Source organism: Stackebrandtia soli (assembly GCF_965137155.1).
GTDB classification, from domain to species: Bacteria; Actinomycetota; Actinomycetes; order Mycobacteriales; family Micromonosporaceae; genus Stackebrandtia; species Stackebrandtia soli.
In genome coordinates this window covers 88730-110112 of record NZ_CBCRZX010000008.1, presented here as the reverse complement: position 1 = coordinate 110112, position 21383 = coordinate 88730, and the positions used below count along the sequence as shown (strand labels likewise).

Sequence of the window (21383 nt, the reverse complement as noted above, 5' to 3'; positions counted from 1 at the left end):
CGGTCATTGGATCATGAGCGACGTGCGGGAACCGATTCGGCCTTCTCTCGTGTCGGTTCCGACTCTTCGCCGGTGAGATGCCCCTTGACCGCCGAGTAGAGGTAGCTGATCGGCCAGATGGCCGCGATCACGACGAAGTTGCCGGCCCCGGCCAACAGCTCAACGAGTGGTCGGGTGCGCTCGGGTTCGTCCACGAGGACGATGAGCAGTCCACCGACGGCCCAGGCGATCGCGTAGGCGGCGACGATCTTGACCCAGATGACGATCTCGTGACGGAGGCGCGCGAAGCCGTCCTTCGGTGGTTTCGTCGGCTTCGGTCCGTTCGCGAAACGGTGCGCGATGCGCGAGTCGACCCAACGAATCGTCTGATGCCCGAACACGACGGAGTATCCGAGGTAGATCGCGGCGAGCGCGTGCCTCGGGCCGGCGGTCGCGCCGTTCTGCATGTCGATGACGGACGCGACCAGCAGCACGACGTCCAGGAGCGGAACGCTGACGAGCAGCGCGGTCGACAGGCGACGCATCCGCAAGCCGTACCGGACGAGCAATCCGATCCCGAGCAGCACCCAGAAGCCGACCTCGCAACCGATGATGACCCACACCAACATGAAGTACTCCCCTGTCCGACCGACGACTCGTCCATCATGGCCTCGATCGGGCGGTCGGGCATCGGCGTGCGTGGCGACATCGGTGTACGACTTTGGTTTACCCCGGTTTCGTCAACGGCGGCGGTATCGACGCCTCGGGTCGGTGGTTCGATGGACTCCATGCGGATCGACCTGGACGGGGGCACACGAGCGCGGCTCGTCGTGGTGATCGCCGTGTACCTCGCGGGGGCGGCGTTGCTCGCGGTCGGCGCCCACTCCAACACGGGAATGGCACCGCCGCCGTGGCTGCGGTACGTCACCCTCGGCGTGGTCTGCGGGGCGATGTTCCTGCGGCGACGCGCGCCGATGCTGGGGCTCGGCATCGGGACGATCGGTTTCGCCGCCGAACTCGTCATGGGGGTCTCGCTCGGTACGGCGCTGGCGTACAGCGACAACCTGTACGCCGCCGCCGCGCACGGACCGCGCCGGGCGGGCAGGGTGATGCTCGTCGTCGGGGTGGTGCTGACGGTGGCCGATGCCGCGGTCGCGTATCACTTCAGCGGGTTGCCGGGCGCCGTCGTCATCGCGGCCGTGCTGGCGATGCTGCTGCTGTCGCCGGTGGCGACGGCGATGATCATCCGGGAGAGCCGGACGAGGGCTGAGGCGGAGGCGCGGCGTGCCGAGGCCGAAACCCAACGGGCGGAGACGATCGCGCGGTTGGCGGAGGCCGATCGGGAGGCGGTGCTGGCGGCGGAGCGCAATCGCATGGCCCGGGAGTTGCACGACACGATCGCCAACCATTTCTCGGCGATCGCGATCCGGGCGTCCGCCGTCATGTCGCGAACCGACATGGACGCGGCGGCCGTACGCGACATCGTCGCGGACATGAGACAGTCGAGTTTGGATGGTCTAGGTGAGGTGAGGCGCACCATCGACTTCCTGCGCACCGGCGAGCCCGAGGACGTGGTGCAGCACGGCATCGGGGACATCGACGAGGTCGTCGATCGAGTTCGCGCCGACGGCCTCGGCGTGACGTACAGCCTCACGGGCGCCGAACGTCCGCATCCCATCGCCGTCGGATTCGCGGCCTACCGCATCGCCCAGGAGGCGTTGACGAACGCGCTCAAGCACGGGAGGGACGCCGACGCCAGGGTCGCGATCGACGACAGCGGCGTGACGCTCGTCGTCGACAACATCTGCGACGACGACGGCGATCCGGCACCGGGTACGGGAAGCGGGCTCCTCGGAATGCGCGAGAGGGCGCACAGTCTGGGCGGGTTCTTCGCGGCCGGGCGGCGGGGCGACAATGGCTGGCGGGTCCGCGCGGTGCTGCCCATCATGGAGGAGGGGACCCGTTGATCCGAGTCTTGATCGCCGATGATCACGCCGCCGTCAGGTCGGGGCTGCGGCTGATCTGCGAAGGCGCGGCGGACATCACGGTGGTCGGCGAGACCGGCGACGGTCAGACCACTGTGGATGAGGCGCGGCGACTCGCTCCCGACGTCGTCCTCATGGACATCCGCATGCCCCGGATGGACGGGATCGCCGCGACCCGAGCCCTCGCGGGCGAGTGCGACGTCGTCATCCTCACGACCTACGGAAGCCCACAGCACCTGTTCGAAGCACTCGCGGCCGGTGCCGCCGGCTTTCTGCTCAAGGACACCGACGCCGAGACGCTCCTCAGCGCGCTGCGGCTCGTCGCGGCCGGGGACGGCCTGATCTCACCAGCCATGACACGCACCCTCATCGCGGAATTCAGCCGTCTCCGGCCGACCGCACCCACCGTCGACGACTCGACGTTGACACCGAGAGAACGGCAGGTGTGGCTCCTCATCGGACGGGGCCTGACGAACGCGCAGATCGCCTCGGAACTCGACATGGCCGAGGGCACCGTCAAGACTCACGTCAGCCGCGTCCTGTCGAAACTGGGCCTGCGATCAAGGGTCCAGGCCGCGATCGCGGCGGGCGGAGTCGAATCGTGACGGGCACTCCGTCCACGGCACCGCGTGCCTGTTTTGTGCCGGTACCCAGCGAATTGCCAGAAAGCTCCCAGGCGTCGTTGTTACCATTTCGCGATCGGACCACAAGAGAAATTCATCTCGATTTATCGATTAGTGGCTCCGAGCGTCGCGACCCCCATTCGTGACGCGACAACCCTCGCGAAAGCGTTGCGGGACAAAACCATCACGGCATACCGTGACGCAGGTGCCGCCGTTTCGCCCGACCAGGTGCGTCGGCGAACCCCCAGACGGCGGCAACCGGGCGGCGGCAGCGAAACCTCGGCAGGAGACGCGCTTAAGTCATGGCAACCGATACGCAGATACGACGTGCGGAGCCACCCATCGTGCCGTCTGCCCGGCATCAGCCGGCACCCTCAGCAGGCGGGAAACCGAAGGACCCGTACTTCTCGAACGCGAAATTCATCCTCATCGTCCTTGTCGTCTGTGGACACGCCTGGGCGCTCGTCATGGGCGACAACGACATCGTACGCGGGCTCTACTACACACTGTACGACTTCCACATGCCCGCGTTCATCCTCATCTGCGGGTACTTCTCGAAGAGCTTCACGGCACGTCCGGATCAAATGCAGCGCCTCATCGCGGGCGTCCTCGCGCCGTACCTCATCTTCTCGATCCTCTATGGAACACAGCGAATCTGGACCGGCGGCGAGTTCAAACTGAGCCTGTTCCACCCGTACTATCTGCTGTGGTTCCTCGTCGCGCTGTTCGTCTGGCGACTAACTGCTCCACTGTGGCGCCGCATCAAGTACCCGGTGGCCGTCGCCACGATCATCGGCGTCGCCGCGATCGTCCTCAACCTTCCCACCGAGTTCGACTTCGGCCGGATCCTTCAGTTCCTGCCGTTCTTCGTCGCCGGCATGTTCCTGACGCGTGAGCACTTCACGATGCTCAAGCGCCCGGTGTTCCGGTACGGAGGGCTCGTCCTGACGATCGGGCTGACGGTCGCCGCGATCATGTTCAACCGGTCCCTCAACCGCAACTGGATCTACTTCAACGAGGGCGCCCCGCAGATGGACGTCGGGATCGCGATGGGCCTGGGCCTGAAACTCGTGCTGCTCGCCACCTCGGTGATCCTCGTCGCGACGTTCTTCGCCTGGGTACCGGATCGTCAGTTGCCGATCTCACGATTCGGCGACCTGACGATGTACACGTTCCTGTTGCACGGTTTGGTCATCAAGGGCGTGGAAGCGAGCGGCCTCTACGACTGGCCGCCCACCCAGACCGCGCTCGGCGCCGTCGCGACAACGGTCGGCGCGATCACCGTCGCGCTGCTCCTCATGTCGCCGCCGGTGCGGTGGGTGACCCGGCCGCTGGTCGAACCGAGACTCGACTGGATGTTCACGAAGCAACCGAGCACCACCACGGCTCGCTGACGACAGGTGGGGCGGCCCGTGGGCCGTCCCACCTTCCATTTCAGATCATCCCTCGTCGGCGGCGCGGTACAACCGCTCCGGCGTCACCGCGCCGACGTACAGTCGGCCGTCGTCCATCACCAGCACGCTGAACAGCGACGACGTGAGCAGTCGTCCCGTCCCCCACGATCCCGACACCTGCGGGGATCGGGCCAGATAGCCCGTCAGCACCGAAGACCACTCGGGGTCGACATCGACGGCCAGGACCGACGACCACCCCGAACCCAGCAACCGGGCCCGCCTCCCCTCCCCCGCGCGCTCCGCAGTCCCATCGCGCACCGTCACGCCCGCCGGGGCGACGAAGGTGAAGTTCTCGGCGTCCGGCTCCGCGAACTCGACCCGGGAGAAGGCCACCTCGAACACCGGCTCGGTCTCCCCCGACGCGTACACGCGCGTCCGCAGGGGGACGCCCGTCTCCGCGTCGACCGCGAGCCGGACCTCGTCGACCAGCGACGCGGCATCGCGCGGAGTCAACACGAGTTCGTGGGCCGCCCGACCTGCGACCTCCACCGTGCGCTCGACGGCGACCGTCGTCGCCGGTTCGACCGACGCCAGAGCCCGCCGTGCCGCCTCCGACGGGGAAGCGACGAACCCGGACACCTCCGACGGTGGCCACAGCGGAAGTGCCGCGGCTTCGTAGGGCAGGCGGTAATGCGTCGCGGTGTCCTCGTCGCTGTCCCACACCCACAGGTCGCCACCGTTGCGGATGAGATCGGTCTCACCGAGCGCGTCGAGCGCAGCGAGTCGCAGCCGACCCGGCGCCGCGTACCACACGCGCACGCTGCGACTGCGATCCAAGCGAGCCGCGAAGGCGCCGGGGAGACCCAGGTTCGCGTTCTGCACGATCGTCCCCGAGACTCCCGGGACGTCGGCGCCCTCGAGGAGCGCCAGCACCTGCGCCGGGCTCGGCAGGGCCTCGCCACGAGCGGACACGATCCCCGCCGCCGTACCCGCGACGACCACCACCACCGCCCCGGCACCGGCCACTGCCTTCAGCGAAGTGCGCATGCTCACGTCCGTTCGTGCGTTGCCGGTGACTCGATACGACGATCATGCGTGGCCTGCACTGAGGAGTGCCTGAGACCACCTGAACGTTTCCACAGGAGCGCATTACCGTCGTATGGATGAGGCTTCTCATTGTCGAAGACGAGCAGCGGATGGCGACCGCCCTGGCCCGTGGTCTGCGCGCGGACGGTTTCGCCGTCGAACTCGCCCACGACGGCGTGACGGGGCTCGACCAAGCACGCCATGGATCGTTCGACGCGGTCATCCTCGACGTGATGCTCCCCCGCCTCTCCGGTTACGAGGTCGTGCGGACGCTCCGCAAGGAGAACAACTGGGTTCCGGTGCTCATGCTGTCGGCGAAGGACGGCGAATACGACCAGTCCGACGGTCTCGATCTCGGAGCCGACGACTACCTGACCAAACCGTTCTCCTACGTGGTCCTGTTGGCCCGGCTGCGAGCGCTCCTGAGACGGGGCCGACCGGCACGTCCGACCGTCCTGACCGTCGGCGATCTGACACTCGATCCCGCGAAGCGGCAGGTCAGCAGAGGCGAAACCGACATCGCCCTCTCCGGGCGGGAGTTCTCGCTCCTCGAATACCTCATGCACCACGCCGAGCACGTCGTGACGAAGGTGAAGCTGCTCGACCACGTGTGGTCGGCGAGCGAGGACACGCACGTCAACCTCGTCGAGGTCTACATCGGATACCTGCGGAGGAAGATCGACGCCCCGTTCGGGCGCAAGAGCCTCCAGACGGTGCGCGGCGCCGGATACCGGTTGACCGCCGCGTCATGACCTTGCGTTGGTCGACGCTGCCGCTGCGGATGCGCCTCGTCGCGCTCGGCGTCGTCGGGCTGCTCGCGGGTTTCGCGATCGGCGGCTGCGGTCTCGTGTGGGCCCTGCACCTGACGTTGCGACACTCCGTCGACACGGCGGCGACGGCCACGGCACAGGAGATCGGCGAGAGCATCGCGGCCGACGGGCTGCCCGATCCGGTTCCCGTCGATCAGGACGCCACCGTCGTGCAGGTCTTCGACGCCGACGGCCGATTCGAATCGGGATCGATCGGCGCCGATCCTCTCGTCCCGCTGTTGCGGCCCGATCAACTGGACTCCGCGCTCGCGCACGGCACCCACTTCACGGTCGACGGTTCGCGTGCGAGCCTCGCGGGCAAGCTGCGCGTCACCGCGATCGAGGCCGACGGGCACACCGTCATCGTCGGGGTCTCGCAGTCGGAACTGTCGGCAGTGCCGAAGTTCGCGTTCGGTCTGGCGATCACGATGGGGATCCTCGCGGTCGGTGTCGGGGTGGCGCTGTGGTGGATGGTCGGGTGGACGCTGCGACCGGTCGAAGCGGCCCGCGCCAAGCAACGCGACTTCGTCGCCGACGCGGCGCACGAGCTGCGCAGTCCACTCGCGAACATGCGCACCGAACTGGAGGTCGCGGCGCGAATCGGGCCACAGGAGGGGCTCATCGACGATCTCCTCACCGACGTGGAGCGACTCGGGCGGATGACGGAGGACCTGTTGTTCCTGGCGCGCATGGACGGCGCTCGCCGGGTGTGGCGGCCCGAGTCGGTCAACGCCGCCGAGGTCATTCGCGAAATCATCGCGGATCACCGAACGGCCCGCGTCCGGGTCGTCGCCGATCTGACGGACCCGACGCTCGAACTGTCCGCCGATCGGGACGCGCTGCACAGGATCCTCACCAACCTGACCGACAACGCGGTTCGACACGCGGAGACCGGCGTCATCATCGGCGCGCGGCGGAACGCCGGGGCTATCGAGTTCACCGTCACCGACGACGGTCCGGGGATTCCGGCGCGCGACCGGGCGCGCGTGTTCGACCGGTTCACTCGGCTCGACGACGCCCGTGCCCGCGATTCCGGCGGTACCGGTTTGGGGCTGGCGATCGTCTCGGAGCTCGTCGCGATGCATCGGGGAACGATCACACTGTCCGGCAACGAACCACATGGCCTGAAGGCGACCGTCCGTCTGACGTCGTGAGTGGAGGCCGAAAGGTATCCGCCTCTCGGTGGGGCACCACATGAATCGCCCGGTTCCGACGGTCCGCGCGACGGACTCGCACGCCAAGAACGGAGCCGCTCGACGAAGTTTGGAATGCGGTGTCAGGACTGTTCGGCGTGAAGGGTCCTCAGTTCCCGGACGACCGGTCTTGAGTCGAAGCCGTACTCGATGAGCCAACCCGCGACGGCCAGAAGCCTCAGGACGACCATTCCCCGGTACGCGCGCCGCACATGCGCTCGCAAGGCCTCGTCGGCACCGTAGGCGTCGAGGACGTCCGGCAGCACGTCCGGACGCCGCAGCGTGAGCACCGTGAGGTCCCACAGGGGATCGCCGATCGCCGAGTCGGCGACGTCGATGACGGTCGCCCTGTCGTCGGTGACGAAGAAGTGATACGGCGCCGCGTCGCCGTGCAGGGTCACGGTCGAGCCCGGCGTCGCCTGTTCGACCTCGTCGATGGCGGCACGCATCCACGCCCGTTGCTCGGCATCGAACTCCGTCGCGACGTCCTTGTCGACGACCTCGCGCGCGACGTCGAACATCTGTGGCCAGAAGCGGGCGCCACGGGGGCGAATTCGATCATGGATCCGTCGTAGCGTCCGTGCCGCGGCCTTCCAGTCCGCGTCCGCAGAGGACGCCGACAGCACCCGCCCTTGGGCGAGCGATTGAACCAAGACGGACGGGGAGCCGTGGCGGTCGTAGTCGAGGACGGCGGGCACCGGGACGCCCCGACGCGCGAACTCGCGCAGCATGCGGACCTCGTGCGCGAGCCGACGGCGATCGACATCACCCTTGATCACGACCGTCACACCCACGTCGTCGACGGTCGTGAACACGACTCGATCCTTGTGCGCGACAAGCGATCGGACCACTACCACCGGCCGCCCCCAGCGCTGTCCGAGCGAATCGCATACGCGCCGTGTCAGGTCCATGTCCGCATTCTCGCCGACGGCCGGAACGATCGCCAGCCGATAAGGCCGCACCCGTCCACTTAGAACAGCAGGCCGAGCCCGTTGCCGATCAGGACGACGCCGAAGACGAGCAGTACGACGAACATGACCGTCGCGTTGTTGCGGGTCAGCCAGTCCTTCATCGACTCCAACGAGGACGACAGCTTGTCCCGGAAGAGGAAGTAGCCGATCACCGGCACCAGCACCGTCGACGCCGCGAGCAGACTGAAGACGATCAGGCCGGTGACCGCCGAGCCCGCGCTGGCGCCCGCCAGCGACAGACCGGCCGACAAAGCCAGCGGCAGGTTCTTCGGATTCAGCGCCGCGAGCGCGGCACCGATCCCGATCGCCTGAGCGATCGACATGCGGTCGACGCCCGACATCCACTTCGGAAGCTGCGGTTTGTCACCCGGTCGCGGCCGCGATCGCCACTGCCGAACGGCCAGGACGAGGAAGAACGCACCGAGGACGAGTTTGATGATTCCGACGACGACACCGCCCCCGTCGTGGCCGTTGGCCGCCGACCGGGGCACGAACAGCATCACCACGAGCGCGACCAACACGATGCCCGCGAGCCATCCCAGCGCGAAGGCGGGAGCGGTCTTCACCGCGCGCGCCGACAGCAGCATGAGGATCGCCGCGATGATCGGGATCGGGCTCAGCGCGATACCGATCGCGGGCCCCAACACGTCGTTCAACACGGTTCCCATCGCGACCCCCCGCCGCTCGCCGACCGTTACCGAGAACGATTCTTCCCGCCGGACACGACCAAACGGGTCGTTTTCGGACAAAAGCGTTCTCGTGTCACGCCGTCATGTCGTCGCGGGTGCCGATGACGCGTGCGGGGACCCCGGCGACGATCGCGCGCGGAGGCACGTCGCGAGTCACGACCGCGCCCGCGCCGACGACCGCGCCGTCACCGATGCGCACGCCCCGGGTGATGACGCTCTTGGTGCCGAGCCAACAATCCCGTCCGATGCGGACGGGGGCCTTGATGATGCCCTGGTCCATGATCGGCCGAGCGAGATCGGCGATGCGGTGATCGAAGTCGATGATGTACACGTCATCGGCGATCAGCGTCGCGTCACCGATGTGGACGTCCAGGTAGGCGTTGACGGTCACTCGCGCGCCGAGTACACACTTCGCTCCGATATGGATGTTTCCCTCGTGGGCGCGGATCGCCGAGCCGCTGCCGATGTGCGCGTCGGCGCCGATCCGCAGGCGGCCGTAGCCGCGCCGGGCGACCACCTCGACGCGGCGGCCGAGGTAGACGACCCCGGCGCAGTGAACCTGCGGTCTGCGCAGCCGAAGCCACGCGAACCGCAGGTAATCCGGCCACAGGCGCGGACTCAATCGCCACATTTGCGCCCGGTGATCAGCACGTTGTAGAACAGGTCGGCCGGAAGCACCTTCGACAGACCACGATCGACGGTCGACAGGGTCTTCCAGGCGTTCATCGCGAAGTTGGCCCAACCGAACCCGAGTTTGCCGGGAGGTACCGCCGATTCGAAGGTCCGCACCGGCCAGCCGAGAATCGCCGCCGTCAGTTCCTCGGTGTGCGTCTCGACATCCACGGCCCCCGCGCGGTCCGCCATTCCCGCGAGCTCCGACGGCACGAAGGTGTGCAGGTCGACGACCGCTTCGAGCGCGGCGGCGGCAGAGGACTCGTCCAGTTCGGTCTGCGGTCGACGCCAATCGTTGAGGAACGGCAGCTTCGTCGCCGTCGTCGTCGCCCACCATGTCAAACGGCCGAGCCGACGCGCGTAGAAGTCGCCGATCCGGGTCGGGTCGCCCGCGAAGACGAAGCGACCACCGGGTTTGAGAACGCGCAGGACCTCCCGGAACGCCTGCTCGACGTCCGGAATGTGGTGCAGGACGGCATGTCCGACGACGAGGTCCACCGACTCGTCGGGGTACGGAATCGTCTCCGCGTCGGCGACCCGACCGGTCACGTCGAGACCGAGGCGTTCACCGTTCCGGCAGGCGACCTCGACCATCTTCGGGGAGATGTCGGTGACGACGCCGCGCTCGGCGACGCCCGCCTGCATGAGATTCAGCAGAAAGAAACCGGTGCCGCTGCCGACTTCGAGCGCCGTCTCATAGGGCCAGCCGTCCGCGCCGGCGGCCAGGACGAAACGTTCGCGCGCGTAGTCGATGCACCGCTGATCGTACGAGATCGACCACTTGTCGTCGTAGGTCTCGGCTTCCCAATCGTGGTACAGGACGTTGGCGCGCTTGGGATCGCTGCGCGCCGCCTCGACATCCTCAATGGTCGTCATCGGCCGTGGAACCCCGGCTTGCGCTTGGCGGCGAACGCGTTCATGCCCTCGTGCGAGTCCTCGGTCGCGAACAGCCCGGCGAACAACTGCGACTCCCAGGCCAAACCGGCGTTCAGGTCCATCTCCAACCCGCTGTCCACGGCCTGTTTCGCCGCGCGGAGGGCCCTGGCCGGGCCGTCAACAAAAACCCGCGCGAACTTCTGCGCCGCCTCGAAGACCTCCGCGGCGGGCACGACGTCGTCGACGAGCCCGATCCGCTGCGCCTCGTCGGCGTCGATCATGCGGCCCGTGAAGATCAGCTCCTTGGCCCGCGACGGCCCGACCAGTCGCGGAAGTCGCTGCGTCCCACCGGCTCCGGGGATGATGCCCAACTTGATCTCGGGCTGGCCGAGCTTCGCGTCGGCGGCGCAGATGCGGATGTCACACGCCAACGCCAACTCGCAACCGCCGCCGAGCGCGAACCCGGTGATCGCGGCGATGACGGGTTTGCCGATCCGCGCCACCGCGTCGAACGCGGACGACAACTGGGGAGCGCGGGTCGACATGTCGGCGTAGCCCATGTCGGCCATCTCCTTGATGTCGGCGCCCGCCGCGAAGACCTTCTCACCGCCGTAGACGATCACGGCGTGGACGGTGTCGTCGGCGTCGGCCGCGACCGCCGCCGCGCGCAGCTCTTCCTGCACTTGGGTGCTCAAGGCGTTCATCGGAGGCCGCGCCAGGCGGATGACACCAACACCATCGGATACTTCGAGGTTCACAAAATCTGCCACATCGGGCAGGTTACACGTCAGGCGCTACCGGTCACGACGGTCGGACGACGGCGCGGCTCACGCGTCGGCGGGCGTCACGGCGTCCCGAGACAGGACGCCGGACAGGGCCGTGTACCAGTGATCCGCGATCTTCGCACCACCGGCCTCATTGGAATGCAGACCGTCGTAGGTGTCGACTTCGGCGTCGAAGCCGTCCGCCTGATCGACGACGATAACCGGCGACGCGATCGTGTTCTGCGCGGCGGCCCAGAACGGGATGCCCTCGACGAGCCGATCCAGCCGGTCCGGGCAGCTCGCGCAGTCCTTGCCCATCGGTGTGTCCGTCATCGGGATCGGTTGCGCGACGAGGATGACGATGTCGGGATTGTGCTGACGCATCTGATCGACGAGGACCGAGTACGCCGCGAGGATCTCGTCGGCGTCGCGGTCGTGCCGGATGTCGTTGGAGCCCAAGTGCATCATGACGACGTCGGCGGGGTCGCCGTCGAGCCATTCGGGGAGGCGCTGACTCGCGGCGAGCCGGGTCGCCCGCGAACCGCTGAAACCCGCGTGATCGTTGTCGAAGCCGTCACCGCAGGCGTCGGGGCCGGAGCGTTTGCCCACGAAGTCGATGTTGGTGTAGTCGGCGTCCTGAAGCTCATGCCACAGCCGGGCTCGCCAACATCCGGTGGAGCCGGTGATGGAGTCACCGAGAAGAAAGATGCGCACGTCCGGCGCGTCGCCGTCGGCAGGCAGGGCCGAGCGGTCGTCGGGTTGCAGGACGTAGCCGACCGAGGCGGTCAGCAAGGCCAACAACGTGGACAGGATCGCGGAGAATCTGCCAAATCTTCTCATGTCGCGAGAGAACACAACCTTCGTCTGATTGACAACAGTTGTCGCTGGGCGTATAAGGCCCGGAGTTGACCGTCTATTCTGCCAAACCCCCGCACGGGACGCAAACCGGGCACAACGACGACGTGCGAAAGGCGCGGCAGATCAGCAATCGGGCTGCGGCGGCGGTTGCCGTTCCTCAATGGTGGGTTCCTCGAAGGTGAGGACCGCGAGCATGTTGTCCCACGCGTCCGAGTCCGGAATGAACACTTCACTGTGGGCGTGGAGACCGCCGATGCGTTTGCCGACGATGCCCTGCGATCCGAGCGTCCGCCCGACGTCGTCGAGCGCGTCCGGGTCGTCCGGCAGGTGTCCCGTGGTGACGATGACGACGCCGTCCAGTTCGGCGGTCGACACACCGTGCCCCAGGCCGGTGCCGCGCGGGATGTTCTGGACGTAGCTGATCGGGTCGCCTGGTGCCATGACGACGAACCGGGGGCGGCAGGGCTCCAGGTAGTCGGCGGGTGAGTCGACGCCGAAACCCGCGCCCGCCGACGCGACGTGCAGGATTCGGTCGACGTCCATCGGATACAGCTCGGCGAGGCCGACCATCGCGCCGCCGTAGGAATGTCCGACGAGAGTCAGGCCGACATCGGGACCGACCTGGCGCCGCAGGTCGCGCGTGAAGGCCGCGAGCGGCCCGGCAGCGGAGGCGGCCCACGCACCGCTGGCCTCCTGGATCCATCCCGACGGGAACGGCGCCGCCGCCCAGATGATCATCGCGAGACCGTCGGCGGCGTCGACGAAGGTGCTGGCACGGCCCGTATAGCGGGTGAAGTTGTCGGAGGTGAGGAACGCGCTGCCGCCAGGGACCAGGACCCCGACCTCGGTCGCGGTGGACAGGTCCCCGACGAGCTCCGCCCATGAGCCCTCACCTTCGTTGCCGAAGGCGTCGAAGTAGATGAGCTGCTGGTCGAGGTTGGCGATCTCGGTGAGTTCGACGCGTTCCCTTCGTGGAGGTTCAGTCCACGGCCGGTCGGGTTGAGGCCAGCGGGTCGACGACTCGGCCGCGGCGACGACCCGGATGTGATTGGCCGCGATGCGGATGTCGTAGGGAACCCCGGGCCGGTTTCCCACCAGTTCGGGGTAGATCGCGGCGAGCCATTCGACGTCCGAACGATCCAAACGGGATAGTTGATCCGCCAGGACGGCGCCGTCGGGGTCGGGCCACGCACCCGCGAACAGGGCGGCGACACCCGCCTCCCACGGATCGTCCGAGGCGGGGTCGGGCAGCGCGGCCACCCGTTCGACCGCGAGCGACGGATCGTTGCCGACGGCCCCCGCGGCCACCAGCGGAATGGACGCGGCGATCGACGGAGGCAGGTTCTCGGCGGCGATCCGAGCGGGTGAGCCGGACGCGACGGCTTCGGTTGCGGCCGTGAGAGAGGCGGGGCTGGCCGGCACGACCGGTTCGGGCCGCACCGTGATGCCGGGCGCGATCAGGATCGCGGCCGCGAGCATCGTCACCCCGATCCGCCGCCAATCGCGTCCTACCCGCCCGGTGCCCACCCGGCAAGCCTACCCAGCGACTACGCCCGGAATAGTCCACAAAGTCAGCGTGGCGGAACTTAGGGGCCACGATCGAGTGACCGGGCGCCTTCGCTCTCGGTCGACGCGCCGTTCGAGGCGGATCGACCGGCAGTGGCGGACGGCAGGGGTGGCGAACGCGACGGACGTCAAGCGGCGCGGGCCGTGAACCGGTCGCCCCGGCGCTCCAGGATGAGCGGAATGCCGAACGCCCGTGACAGGTTGTCGGAGGTGAGCACGTCGTCGATGAGGCCGGCCGCGACCACGCCGCCACCGGACATCACCATCGCGTGCGTGAAACCGGGCGGGATCTCCTCCACGTGATGGGTGACCATCACGAGCGCGGGCGCGTCGGCGTCCGCGGCGAGTTCCGCGAGCATGCCGACGAGGATCTCGCGCGCGCCGAGGTCGAGCCCCGCGGCCGGTTCGTCCAACAGCAGCAACTCCGGGTCCGTCATCAGCGCCCGAGCGATCTGCACCCGCTTACGCTCCCCTTCGGACAGAGTGCGGTAGGTGCGCTCCGCGAGACCGTCGACCCCGAAGCGGGCGAGCAGGTCGCGGGCGCGGGCGTCGTCGATGTCGTCGTAGCGTTCGTGCCAACTCCCGACGAGGCCCCACGCGGCGGTCCGGACGACGTCGATGACCTTCTCGTCGGCGGGAATCTCCTCGGCGAGAGCGGCGGTGCTCAATCCGATGCGGGGTCGCAGTTCGAAGACGTCGACGCGGCCGAGTCGCTCGTCGAGGACTCGCATGACGCCGGCGCTGGGGTGAAGACGACCGGCCGCCAGCTTGAGGAGGGTCGTCTTGCCCGCTCCGTTGGGGCCGAGGATCACCCACCGTTCGTCGAGCTCGACCTGCCAGTCGACTCCGGCGAGGAGCGTGGCGGGGCCACGACGGACGACGATTCCTGCTGCGTCAATGACGAGATCGCTTGAGTCGGACACGTCTGAATAGTGCCACGGACGCGGCATCGCGTGGGCCCTGGCGCGGGCCGGGCGGATCAGTGGCGTCGGATTCGTTCCCGCCCGAGTATCCACAGTGCTTCGACTCCGTCGCGCCAGGTGATCTTCTTTCCCTGGTCGCGGGTGCGCGCCGAGTAGGAGATCGGGACCTCGTAGGGCCGAATGCCCTGCCGCAGCAGCTTCGCGGTGATCTCGGCCTCGATGCCGAAACCGTGGGAACGGACGCGCAGTCGCCGGAACAGCGCGGTCGGCATGAGCTTGAAGCACGTCTCCAGGTCGCTGATGTAGGAGTTGTACATGACGTTCGCGGCGAGCGTGATCGTCTTGTTGCCCATGACGTACCAGAACGAGTAGGAGGAGTGGCTGCCGAAGGTGCGGTTGCCGTAGACGACCTCGGCGCGGTCGGCGAGGACGGGTTCGAGGAGCGTCGGGATGTCCTCGGGGTCGTATTCGAGGTCGGCGTCGAAGATGACGAGGTAGTCGCCCGTCGCGTTGGCCGCCCCCGTGCGGATCGCGGCGCCCTTGCCGAGGTTGCGGCGGTGGTGGTGGATCCGGACTCGCGGGTCGTCGATCCGACCCAGGATGTTCGCGGTGCCGTCGCGGCTGCCGTCGTTGACGACGACGACCTCGACTGGGCACGGGTAGTCAACGCCGAGAACGCGTTTGACCGCCTCCGCGACGCGTTCCTGCTCGTTGTACACGGGAACGAGTATCGACAGTTTCATGGATTCTCCACGGCCGGGCGATGGATGCCGGGTGCCATCGCTGGTTGCCCGTCGATTCTTCACCGTCACGATTCGTCGCGTCTACGCCGGGATCGAGCCCGTCGGGTCGAACCGAGCCTGGCCGGGTCGACCGCGGGTGGACGCCGCCGGGACGGCACACGGGCGGCGAGCGGTTCGGCGACGAGCACGCGGAACTCCTCGAGGGCGATGGCGTCGGGATGTCCGGATTTCAGCACGCGACCGATGACGGAGCGGGCGTCGGAGTCGCTCAATCCACGCAATCCATCCATGATGGAAGGTGGGCCGTCCATCTCCATCAACCGCAACGAGGACTCGGCCGTCAACAACTGGCGCTCCGGTTCGGTCAGATCGAGCAGATCGAGCGTGCGGGCCTCGACGAGGCACACGAGCGCCGTCGGCGCCAGCAACGGGTCAGAACGCAAGCGGCGCAACAGTTTATCCGCGGCCGGGTCTATCGTGTACAGCAGTTCGAGGATCGCGGCGGCACGGCTCCGGAAGGACGTGGTGCGAGCGGCCTCGATGAGGTCCTCCACGTCGGCGTCGTTGGCGAGCAACCACGCCTCGATCTCGGAGGCGGCGGTCGAGGCCGAATAGTGCTGCGCGACGACACCGAGCATCTCCGCGGCCGACGCGTCCACCAGTTCGCCGACGAGACCGGCCTCGCGGCCCTCCTCGAGCATGCGCTCCCGGATGGCCGCCGTCGTCAGGTCCGTCAGGCGCACGAGTTCGCTGGGACCGGAGAGGTCCTGCGCGAGTCGCAACGAGGTGTCGGGATCGAACGGACTGCGCGACAGGTCGCCCTCGGCATCGGGCAACAGGTCCTCCCGGAACATCGGATGCGGGATGTCCAGTTCCCGTTCGATCGCCCCGAGCTGTTCCAGGACATCACCGAGGCGGCGCAGGTCGTCGACGACGCGAGCCAGTTCGACGCGGTTGTCGGCCGCGCTGATCGCGTCCGGGTCGGGGCCCCATTCGATGTCCGCGCCCATTCGCCACGCCGTCTCGACGAGCCGCGCGACGGGCGTCGCCTCGGGGAGGCTGTACAGCGAATTGCACAGGCGCGGGAACAGCAGGTGGAAATATCGGCCCAAAATGGACTGCCCTGAGGTTCCGTACCAGCCGGGGATGGCGACGTCGAAGAGCTCGCGGGCGCGGTAATCGATGTGACTGAGCACGTCGTTCCACAGGCCGAAGGGGTCCTTCAGGCGATGGGCCTGCACGGCGACCCGGACGAGACGGCCCCGATAGCGACGGACGAGCCGCAGTTCGTACGCCAGTGACAGCAGCAGACGAAGATCGGCGAGGTCGTCGCTGGACCACGGCGGATGGTCCGCGTCGATCTCCAGGTCGATCTCGGCGGCCGCCTCGATCGTGTCCTCCCGACCGAGCGCGCCCGCCTTGTCGATGACCCGGCCCGGCGCCGCCAGCCACTCGACGAGAACGATCAATCTCTGAATGAGGACGCTCTCGGCGGCGTCGGTGGCCAATCGCTCGGGAGACGGCAGCTCCACGGGCAACTGGGGCGCCCGTCGTTCCGCCCCGAGCGACGGGAACCGAAGCTCCGACGTCAGCATCTGCTCGGCGTGCTCCTCCGACACCGTGACCCGATTGGCCCGCAGATCGACGTGGAACTGCCGCATGGAATCGGGTTGGCGCGGGTCATAGCCGTAGACGGCGGCTATCCGCATCCAGGTCTTGGCGACGCCGAAGCGTTCCACGTCGTCCATCGCCTCGGCGAGCTTCGGAGACGACTCGTCCAGGGCCGCCTCGTTCTCGATGAGCGTGCCGCCTCTCGGGTCGCGCAACTGTTCGGCGTCGATGAATCTCAACCACGCGCGCACGACCTCGTGGACGCGGTCCAGCGGCGTCTCCTCGGCGTGATCGAAGAAGCGCGGCATCCACTCCAACAGGAAGCGCCTGACGATCGACGGCGTCCAGTACGTCAACCGCCCGTCGGAGGAGAAGTGCCGAAAGTCCAACAGCGCGGACAACAAGGTCTCGTCGACGAATAGATCGTGTTCGCGCGCCCACCGTGCGCAACGTCGAACCAGCAGCTGACGAACCGCGTCGTAGTCGTCTTGTTCCTCAATGTCAAAAAGTGTGCGCACCGATTGAAGCTTCTTCCTCTCTCACGTGTGCCCAATCCTAAGGGTCGTCCCGTTAGGCAGCGGATCGGCCGCGACGGTCGGACCGCACCGGACGTCCGAACAGCGACGACGGCACTCGTACACCGACGAGCGGCGCGATCCGCCGACGTCGCGCCACCTCACACGCCCGACCGAGGCCGAATCGAACGGGACCGCCCGACCGTCAACCCACGGGTAACCTGGATCGAATGACTGCATCGATCAATCCACTACTCTCAGTGAGTACTCTTCCGTACCAGATTCCGCCGTTCGACGCGATCGCCGACGAGCACTACCAGCCCGCCATCGAGGAGGGCATCCGGCGACACCTCGCGGAGGTCGCGGCGATCGCCGAGGACGTCGAACCGCCCACTTTCGACAACACGATCGTCGCCCTGGAGCGTTCCGGCGAACTGGCCCAGCGCGCGGGAATCGTCTTCTACAACAAGGTCTCCGCCGACACCAACCCAACATTGAGGACGATCCAGGCCGAGCTGGCACCGAAGCTGGCCGCCTACACCGACGCCATCCGCCTCAACGACGCGCTGTTCCAACGCATCGAAACACTGTGGAACACGCGGGAGGAGTTGGACCTGGACGCCGAATCGGCGTGGCTCCTGCACCGGTATCGCCTGGACTTCGTCCGCGCCGGAGCCCAATTGTCCCCAGAGGACAAGGACCGGTTGCGGGCCTTCAACGAGGAACTGTCGTCCCTGTCGACCACCTTCGGACAGAATCAGTTGGAGGGGACCAACGAGGCGGCCGTGCTCTTCGACGACGTCGCGGCCCTGGACGGACTGTCCCCCGACGCGATCACCGCCGCGGCGGCCGCGGCCACTGAACGCGGCGAGGACGGCAAGTACCTCCTCACCTTGAGCAACTTCACCAACCAGCCCCAATTGGCGGCGCTGACCGACCCCGAGACCCGCGCCCGTCTCTACACCGCGTCGATCAACCGCGGCGGCAACGGTTCTGCGTCCGACAACTCGGAGATCATCCTCAAGATCGTCCGCCTGCGCGCCGAACGGGCCAAGCTTCTCGGCTTCGCCGACCACGCCGACTACGCGATCGCCGACCAGACGGCCGGTTCGACCCAGGCGGCCCTCGCGATGCTCGCGAAGCTCGCGCCCGCCGCCGTCGCCAACGTCACCGTCGAGGCCGCCGATCGGGCCGCCGTCCTCGCGCAGGAGTCGATCGCCCCGCAGGACTGGTCACTGGCCACGGAGAAGCTGCGCAAGCAGCGCTACGACTTCGACGCCGCCGCGATGCGCCCGTACTTCGAACTGGAGAAGGTCCTCATCGACGGGGTCTTCTACGCGGCCTCGAAGCTCTATGGACTCAGCTTCACCGAGCGCTTCGACCTGCCCGCCTACCACCCACAGGTTCGCGTCTTCGAAGTGTTCAATGAGGATGGTTCGCCCCTGGGTCTGTTCCTGGCGGACTACTACACGCGCGACTCGAAGAACGGGGGCGCGTGGATGAACGCGGTCGTCCCACAGTCCGGGTTGCTCGCTCGTCAACCCGTCATCGTCAACAACCTCAACATCTCCAAGCCCGCCGATGGGCCCACGCTGATGACGATGGCCGAGGTCACGACGATGTTCCACGAGTTCGGACACGCCCTGCACGGGCTGTTCTCGAATGTCACGTACCCCCGGTTCAGCGGCACCAGCGTGCCTCGCGACTTCGTCGAGTTCCCGTCACAGGTCAACGAGATGTGGGCACTGTGGCCGGAGGTGCTCGCGAACTACGCCGTGCACTACGAGACGAAGGAGCCGATGCCACAGGACATGGTGGACAAGCTGCTGGCGTCCCAGCAGTACAACGAGGGCTTCGCCACGACGGAGTACCTCGCGGCGGCGCTCCTGGACCTGGCCTGGCACCGCGTCGACGCCGACGGGGTACCGAGCGCGGACGACGCCCGCGCGTCCGTGGCCGCGTTCGAGGCCGCCGCGCTCGCCGACGCGGGCGTGGCCGTCACGGAGGTCGCGCCGCGCTACCGCAGCACCTACTTCGGACACATCTTCGGTGGCGGTTACTCGGCCGGTTACTACTCCTACATCTGGAGCGAGGTCCTCGGGAAGCACTCCGAACAGTGGTTCGCCGACAACGGCGGGCTGTCGCGCGCCAACGGCGATCACTTCCGGACGACGCTGTTGTCCAGAGGGGGCAGTGTCGACCCGATGCGGCAGTTCCGCGACTTCACCGGCGCCGACCCGGACATCGTCCCGCTACTGAAGGCCCGTGGCCTGGACGCCGCGATCTAGCCACGCGAACTCCTAACAGCGGTCCAGCCCGATCATTCGGGCTGGACCGCTGGTCGCGTCCAATGCGAAGAGAAGATGGTGCGCCGCTCATTGTCTTAATCACGACCAGCCCAGGATGAAGGCCGGCCATGACCCGAGTACACCAACCGGAATGCCGCCGAGCAAACAGAACAGAGCCCATCGCCGAGCATTGATCTTGGCTTCGGCGGCGAGTTCCAAGAGGAGCGCGTCCTGACTCTCCTTGCGCAGCTTGACAAGTTCCTCGATCCTGGCCTTGTGTCGCTGCTCAGTGACGGTCGTCTCCAGGCTGAGGTGTTGAATAGGGCGGCCTGACTCTTCTCTCGCGCATCGAGACGTTCCTGGCGCAGAGGGCCTTCCGCCTCCGAACCATGATGACCGTGTAGAGGGCGTCGAACAACAAGTCGCCTCCTCCTCGGCCGCACAAGGTCTACTACGGCTATTCGTGCCATTCCGCGAACACACAGCATGACGCCGCCGAAATCGTGGCCCAGTCCCAACGGTCGTATCGCCGCCGGTCCAGCTGGCCGACGCTTCGCCGTCGACGGTCGGGTGGCATGGTTCAGGTCGTGATCGTGTTGCCTGACAAGGTGCGCCGGACGGCGGAGAGCCGAGGCGAGGAAGGCCGGGCCTGGTTGTCGGGCCTGGAGGGGCGGCTGGAGCGGTTGCGGTCCGACTGGTCGCTGACGCTGGGCGAGGTCCTTGACGGCGGTACGTCCGCGTTGGTGGTTCGAGTGCGCGGCGTTGACGGGGACGCCGTCCTGAAGATCGCCCCCGAGTGGTCCGGGTTCGCCGAGCAGATCCGCACGATCGCCGCCGCGGACGGAAACGGTTACGTCCGTCTCCACGCCCACGACTTCGAGCAAGGCGCGGCCCTGATGGAAGCGCTCGGCCCCACCCTCGAGGACGCTCCCATACCGGTGGAGCGGAAGCTCGATGTGCTGGCCCGAACCCTCCGTCAGACGTGGTCGGTGCCGAGACCCGATGACGCGATTGTGGATGATGGCGAAGACAAGGCCACACAGCTCATCGAGCTCATATTGACACTATGGACCGAGCTCGGGGAACCGTGTTCACGTCGGCTGATCGATGCCGCGCTTGACGCGGGCAGGCGCCGGGTCGCCGCGTTCGACGTCGAGGCTTGTGTTGTGTGCCATGGTGATCCGCATCCGGCGAACGCCTTGGCGGTGCCCAGGCCGAGACCGGGAGCGGAGTCCGGGTACGTCTTCGTGGATCCGGACGGCCTGCTCGCCGAGCCCGCGTACGACCTGGGCGTCGCCCTGCGCGGTTGGACGGATGAGGTGCTCGCGTCCACCGAGCCGCGCGCCCTGCTCCGGGGGTACTGCCATCGGTTGGCTCGGGCGACGGGCATCGACGCGGACGCCGTCTGGGACTGGGGTTTCGTCGAGCGCGTCTCGTCCGGCCTGTACCTGCTGCGGTACGGCCACCAGAAGGAAGGCAGAGGTTACCTGGATTCCGCCGAACGGCTCGTCAGCTGAGGCCAGGCCGACCGGCGCGGTCGCCACTCGCGTCCAGCGGCCTTCGGGCGTCCGTTCTCGGCCTTTCCGAGACGGCGATAACGCCCTAAACTCGGGCAGATGGACGAGTTCATAGGTGTCGTGTCGGTCGTTGCCGTGATCGTCGCGGTGCTCGGTGGACTGGTGGGCTTCGCGGTGCTCGCCCGTCGGCGAGGCGTCAGCGGGCCCGTGTTGGGCGTGTTCGACGAGCTGTATCACCCGAGGGCGCACAGCTCGCACATCGAGATCCAGGTGCACGACAACGAGGGCACCCCGGCGCCCGCGCCCGGCGGTCCCTGAGTC

General features: G+C 67.5%; 20 protein-coding genes. 8 read left to right on the top strand and 12 right to left on the bottom strand.

Annotation, left to right across the window (positions count from 1 at the left end):
• Nucleotides 1-11: 11 nt before the first annotated feature.
• Nucleotides 12-608, bottom strand: a complete 597-nt coding sequence (locus tag ACM9NP_RS07550; RefSeq protein ID WP_415645888.1) for a hypothetical protein — start codon at nt 606-608, stop codon at nt 12-14.
• A 159-nt stretch (nt 609-767) separates the two neighbouring features.
• On the opposite strand from ACM9NP_RS07550, the gene ACM9NP_RS07545 reads away from it, so the two are divergent.
• The 3 genes from ACM9NP_RS07545 (at nt 768) to ACM9NP_RS07535 (ending at nt 3981) form a co-directional block, all read left to right on the top strand.
• Complete coding sequence (locus ACM9NP_RS07545) at nt 768-1946, top strand: sensor histidine kinase (RefSeq protein WP_415645887.1); 1179 nt, start codon at nt 768-770, stop codon at nt 1944-1946.
• Nucleotides 1943-2569 carry a response regulator gene (locus ACM9NP_RS07540; protein ID WP_415645886.1) on the top strand — a complete coding sequence of 209 codons (627 nt, stop codon included), beginning with the start codon at nt 1943-1945 and terminating at the stop codon, nt 2567-2569. The genes ACM9NP_RS07545 and ACM9NP_RS07540 overlap by 4 nt, the downstream gene beginning before the upstream one ends.
• Nucleotides 2570-2889: 320 nt before the next feature.
• Nucleotides 2890-3981 carry an acyltransferase family protein gene (locus ACM9NP_RS07535; protein ID WP_415645885.1) on the top strand — a complete coding sequence of 364 codons (1092 nt, stop codon included), beginning with the start codon at nt 2890-2892 and terminating at the stop codon, nt 3979-3981.
• A 45-nt stretch (nt 3982-4026) separates the two neighbouring features.
• Here the strand turns inward: ACM9NP_RS07535 and ACM9NP_RS07530 are convergent, their stop codons facing one another.
• Nucleotides 4027-5028 carry a LolA family protein gene (locus ACM9NP_RS07530; protein WP_415645884.1) on the bottom strand — a complete coding sequence of 334 codons (1002 nt, stop codon included), beginning with the start codon at nt 5026-5028 and terminating at the stop codon, nt 4027-4029.
• Nucleotides 5029-5144: 116 nt separating this feature from the next.
• Here ACM9NP_RS07530 and ACM9NP_RS07525 point away from each other — a divergent pair, with 116 nt between their 5' ends.
• Entirely contained in the window at nt 5145-5819 is a 675-nt protein-coding gene (locus ACM9NP_RS07525; RefSeq protein WP_415645883.1) for a response regulator transcription factor, read from the top strand.
• A complete protein-coding gene (locus tag ACM9NP_RS07520; protein ID WP_415645882.1) occupies nt 5816-7030 on the top strand; it encodes a sensor histidine kinase in 1215 nt (404 codons plus the stop codon). The genes ACM9NP_RS07525 and ACM9NP_RS07520 overlap by 4 nt, the downstream gene beginning before the upstream one ends.
• A 122-nt stretch (nt 7031-7152) precedes the next feature.
• Here ACM9NP_RS07520 and ACM9NP_RS07515 read toward each other — a convergent pair whose 3' ends face one another.
• The 10 genes from ACM9NP_RS07515 to ACM9NP_RS07470 all read right to left on the bottom strand — a co-directional run bounded on the left by ACM9NP_RS07515 (nt 7153) and on the right by ACM9NP_RS07470 (nt 17260).
• Complete coding sequence (locus tag ACM9NP_RS07515) at nt 7153-7884, bottom strand: phosphotransferase (protein WP_415645881.1); 732 nt, start codon at nt 7882-7884, stop codon at nt 7153-7155.
• Nucleotides 7885-8039: 155 nt separating this feature from the next.
• Nucleotides 8040-8708, bottom strand: a complete 669-nt coding sequence (locus ACM9NP_RS07510; protein ID WP_415645880.1) for a GAP family protein — start codon at nt 8706-8708, stop codon at nt 8040-8042.
• A 94-nt stretch (nt 8709-8802) separates the two neighbouring features.
• Nucleotides 8803-9351 (bottom strand): acyltransferase, encoded by a 549-nt coding sequence (locus ACM9NP_RS07505; RefSeq protein ID WP_415645879.1) that lies wholly within the window; start codon nt 9349-9351, stop codon nt 8803-8805.
• Nucleotides 9348-10277 carry a class I SAM-dependent methyltransferase gene (locus ACM9NP_RS07500; RefSeq protein ID WP_415645878.1) on the bottom strand — a complete coding sequence of 310 codons (930 nt, stop codon included), beginning with the start codon at nt 10275-10277 and terminating at the stop codon, nt 9348-9350. Before ACM9NP_RS07500 ends, ACM9NP_RS07505 begins: the two co-directional genes overlap by 4 nt.
• Nucleotides 10274-11047 (bottom strand): enoyl-CoA hydratase/isomerase family protein, encoded by a 774-nt coding sequence (locus ACM9NP_RS07495; protein WP_415645877.1) that lies wholly within the window; start codon nt 11045-11047, stop codon nt 10274-10276. Before ACM9NP_RS07495 ends, ACM9NP_RS07500 begins: the two co-directional genes overlap by 4 nt.
• A 57-nt stretch (nt 11048-11104) precedes the next feature.
• On the bottom strand, nt 11105-11881 hold the full coding sequence (locus ACM9NP_RS07490) for an SGNH/GDSL hydrolase family protein (RefSeq protein ID WP_415645876.1): 777 nt from the start codon (nt 11879-11881) through the stop codon (nt 11105-11107).
• 141 nt (nt 11882-12022) lie between these two features.
• On the bottom strand, nt 12023-13426 hold the full coding sequence (locus ACM9NP_RS07485; protein ID WP_415645875.1) for an alpha/beta hydrolase: 1404 nt from the start codon (nt 13424-13426) through the stop codon (nt 12023-12025).
• A gap of 167 nt (nt 13427-13593) precedes the next feature.
• Entirely contained in the window at nt 13594-14415 is an 822-nt protein-coding gene (locus ACM9NP_RS07480; protein ID WP_415645926.1) for an ABC transporter ATP-binding protein, read from the bottom strand.
• Nucleotides 14416-14444: 29 nt separating this feature from the next.
• Nucleotides 14445-15131 (bottom strand): glycosyltransferase family 2 protein, encoded by a 687-nt coding sequence (locus tag ACM9NP_RS07475; RefSeq protein ID WP_415645874.1) that lies wholly within the window; start codon nt 15129-15131, stop codon nt 14445-14447.
• 65 nt (nt 15132-15196) lie between these two features.
• Entirely contained in the window at nt 15197-17260 is a 2064-nt protein-coding gene (locus ACM9NP_RS07470) for a hypothetical protein (protein ID WP_415645873.1), read from the bottom strand.
• A gap of 227 nt (nt 17261-17487) precedes the next feature.
• Here ACM9NP_RS07470 and ACM9NP_RS07465 point away from each other — a divergent pair, with 227 nt between their 5' ends.
• The 3 genes from ACM9NP_RS07465 to ACM9NP_RS07455 all read left to right on the top strand — a co-directional run bounded on the left by ACM9NP_RS07465 (nt 17488) and on the right by ACM9NP_RS07455 (nt 21380).
• Nucleotides 17488-19545 (top strand): M3 family metallopeptidase, encoded by a 2058-nt coding sequence (locus tag ACM9NP_RS07465; RefSeq protein ID WP_415645872.1) that lies wholly within the window; start codon nt 17488-17490, stop codon nt 19543-19545.
• A 587-nt stretch (nt 19546-20132) separates the two neighbouring features.
• A complete protein-coding gene (locus ACM9NP_RS07460) occupies nt 20133-21062 on the top strand; it encodes an aminoglycoside phosphotransferase family protein (protein WP_415645871.1) in 930 nt (309 codons plus the stop codon).
• A 99-nt stretch (nt 21063-21161) separates the two neighbouring features.
• Nucleotides 21162-21380 (top strand): hypothetical protein, encoded by a 219-nt coding sequence (locus tag ACM9NP_RS07455; protein ID WP_415645870.1) that lies wholly within the window; start codon nt 21162-21164, stop codon nt 21378-21380.
• Nucleotides 21381-21383: the final 3 nt, after the last annotated feature.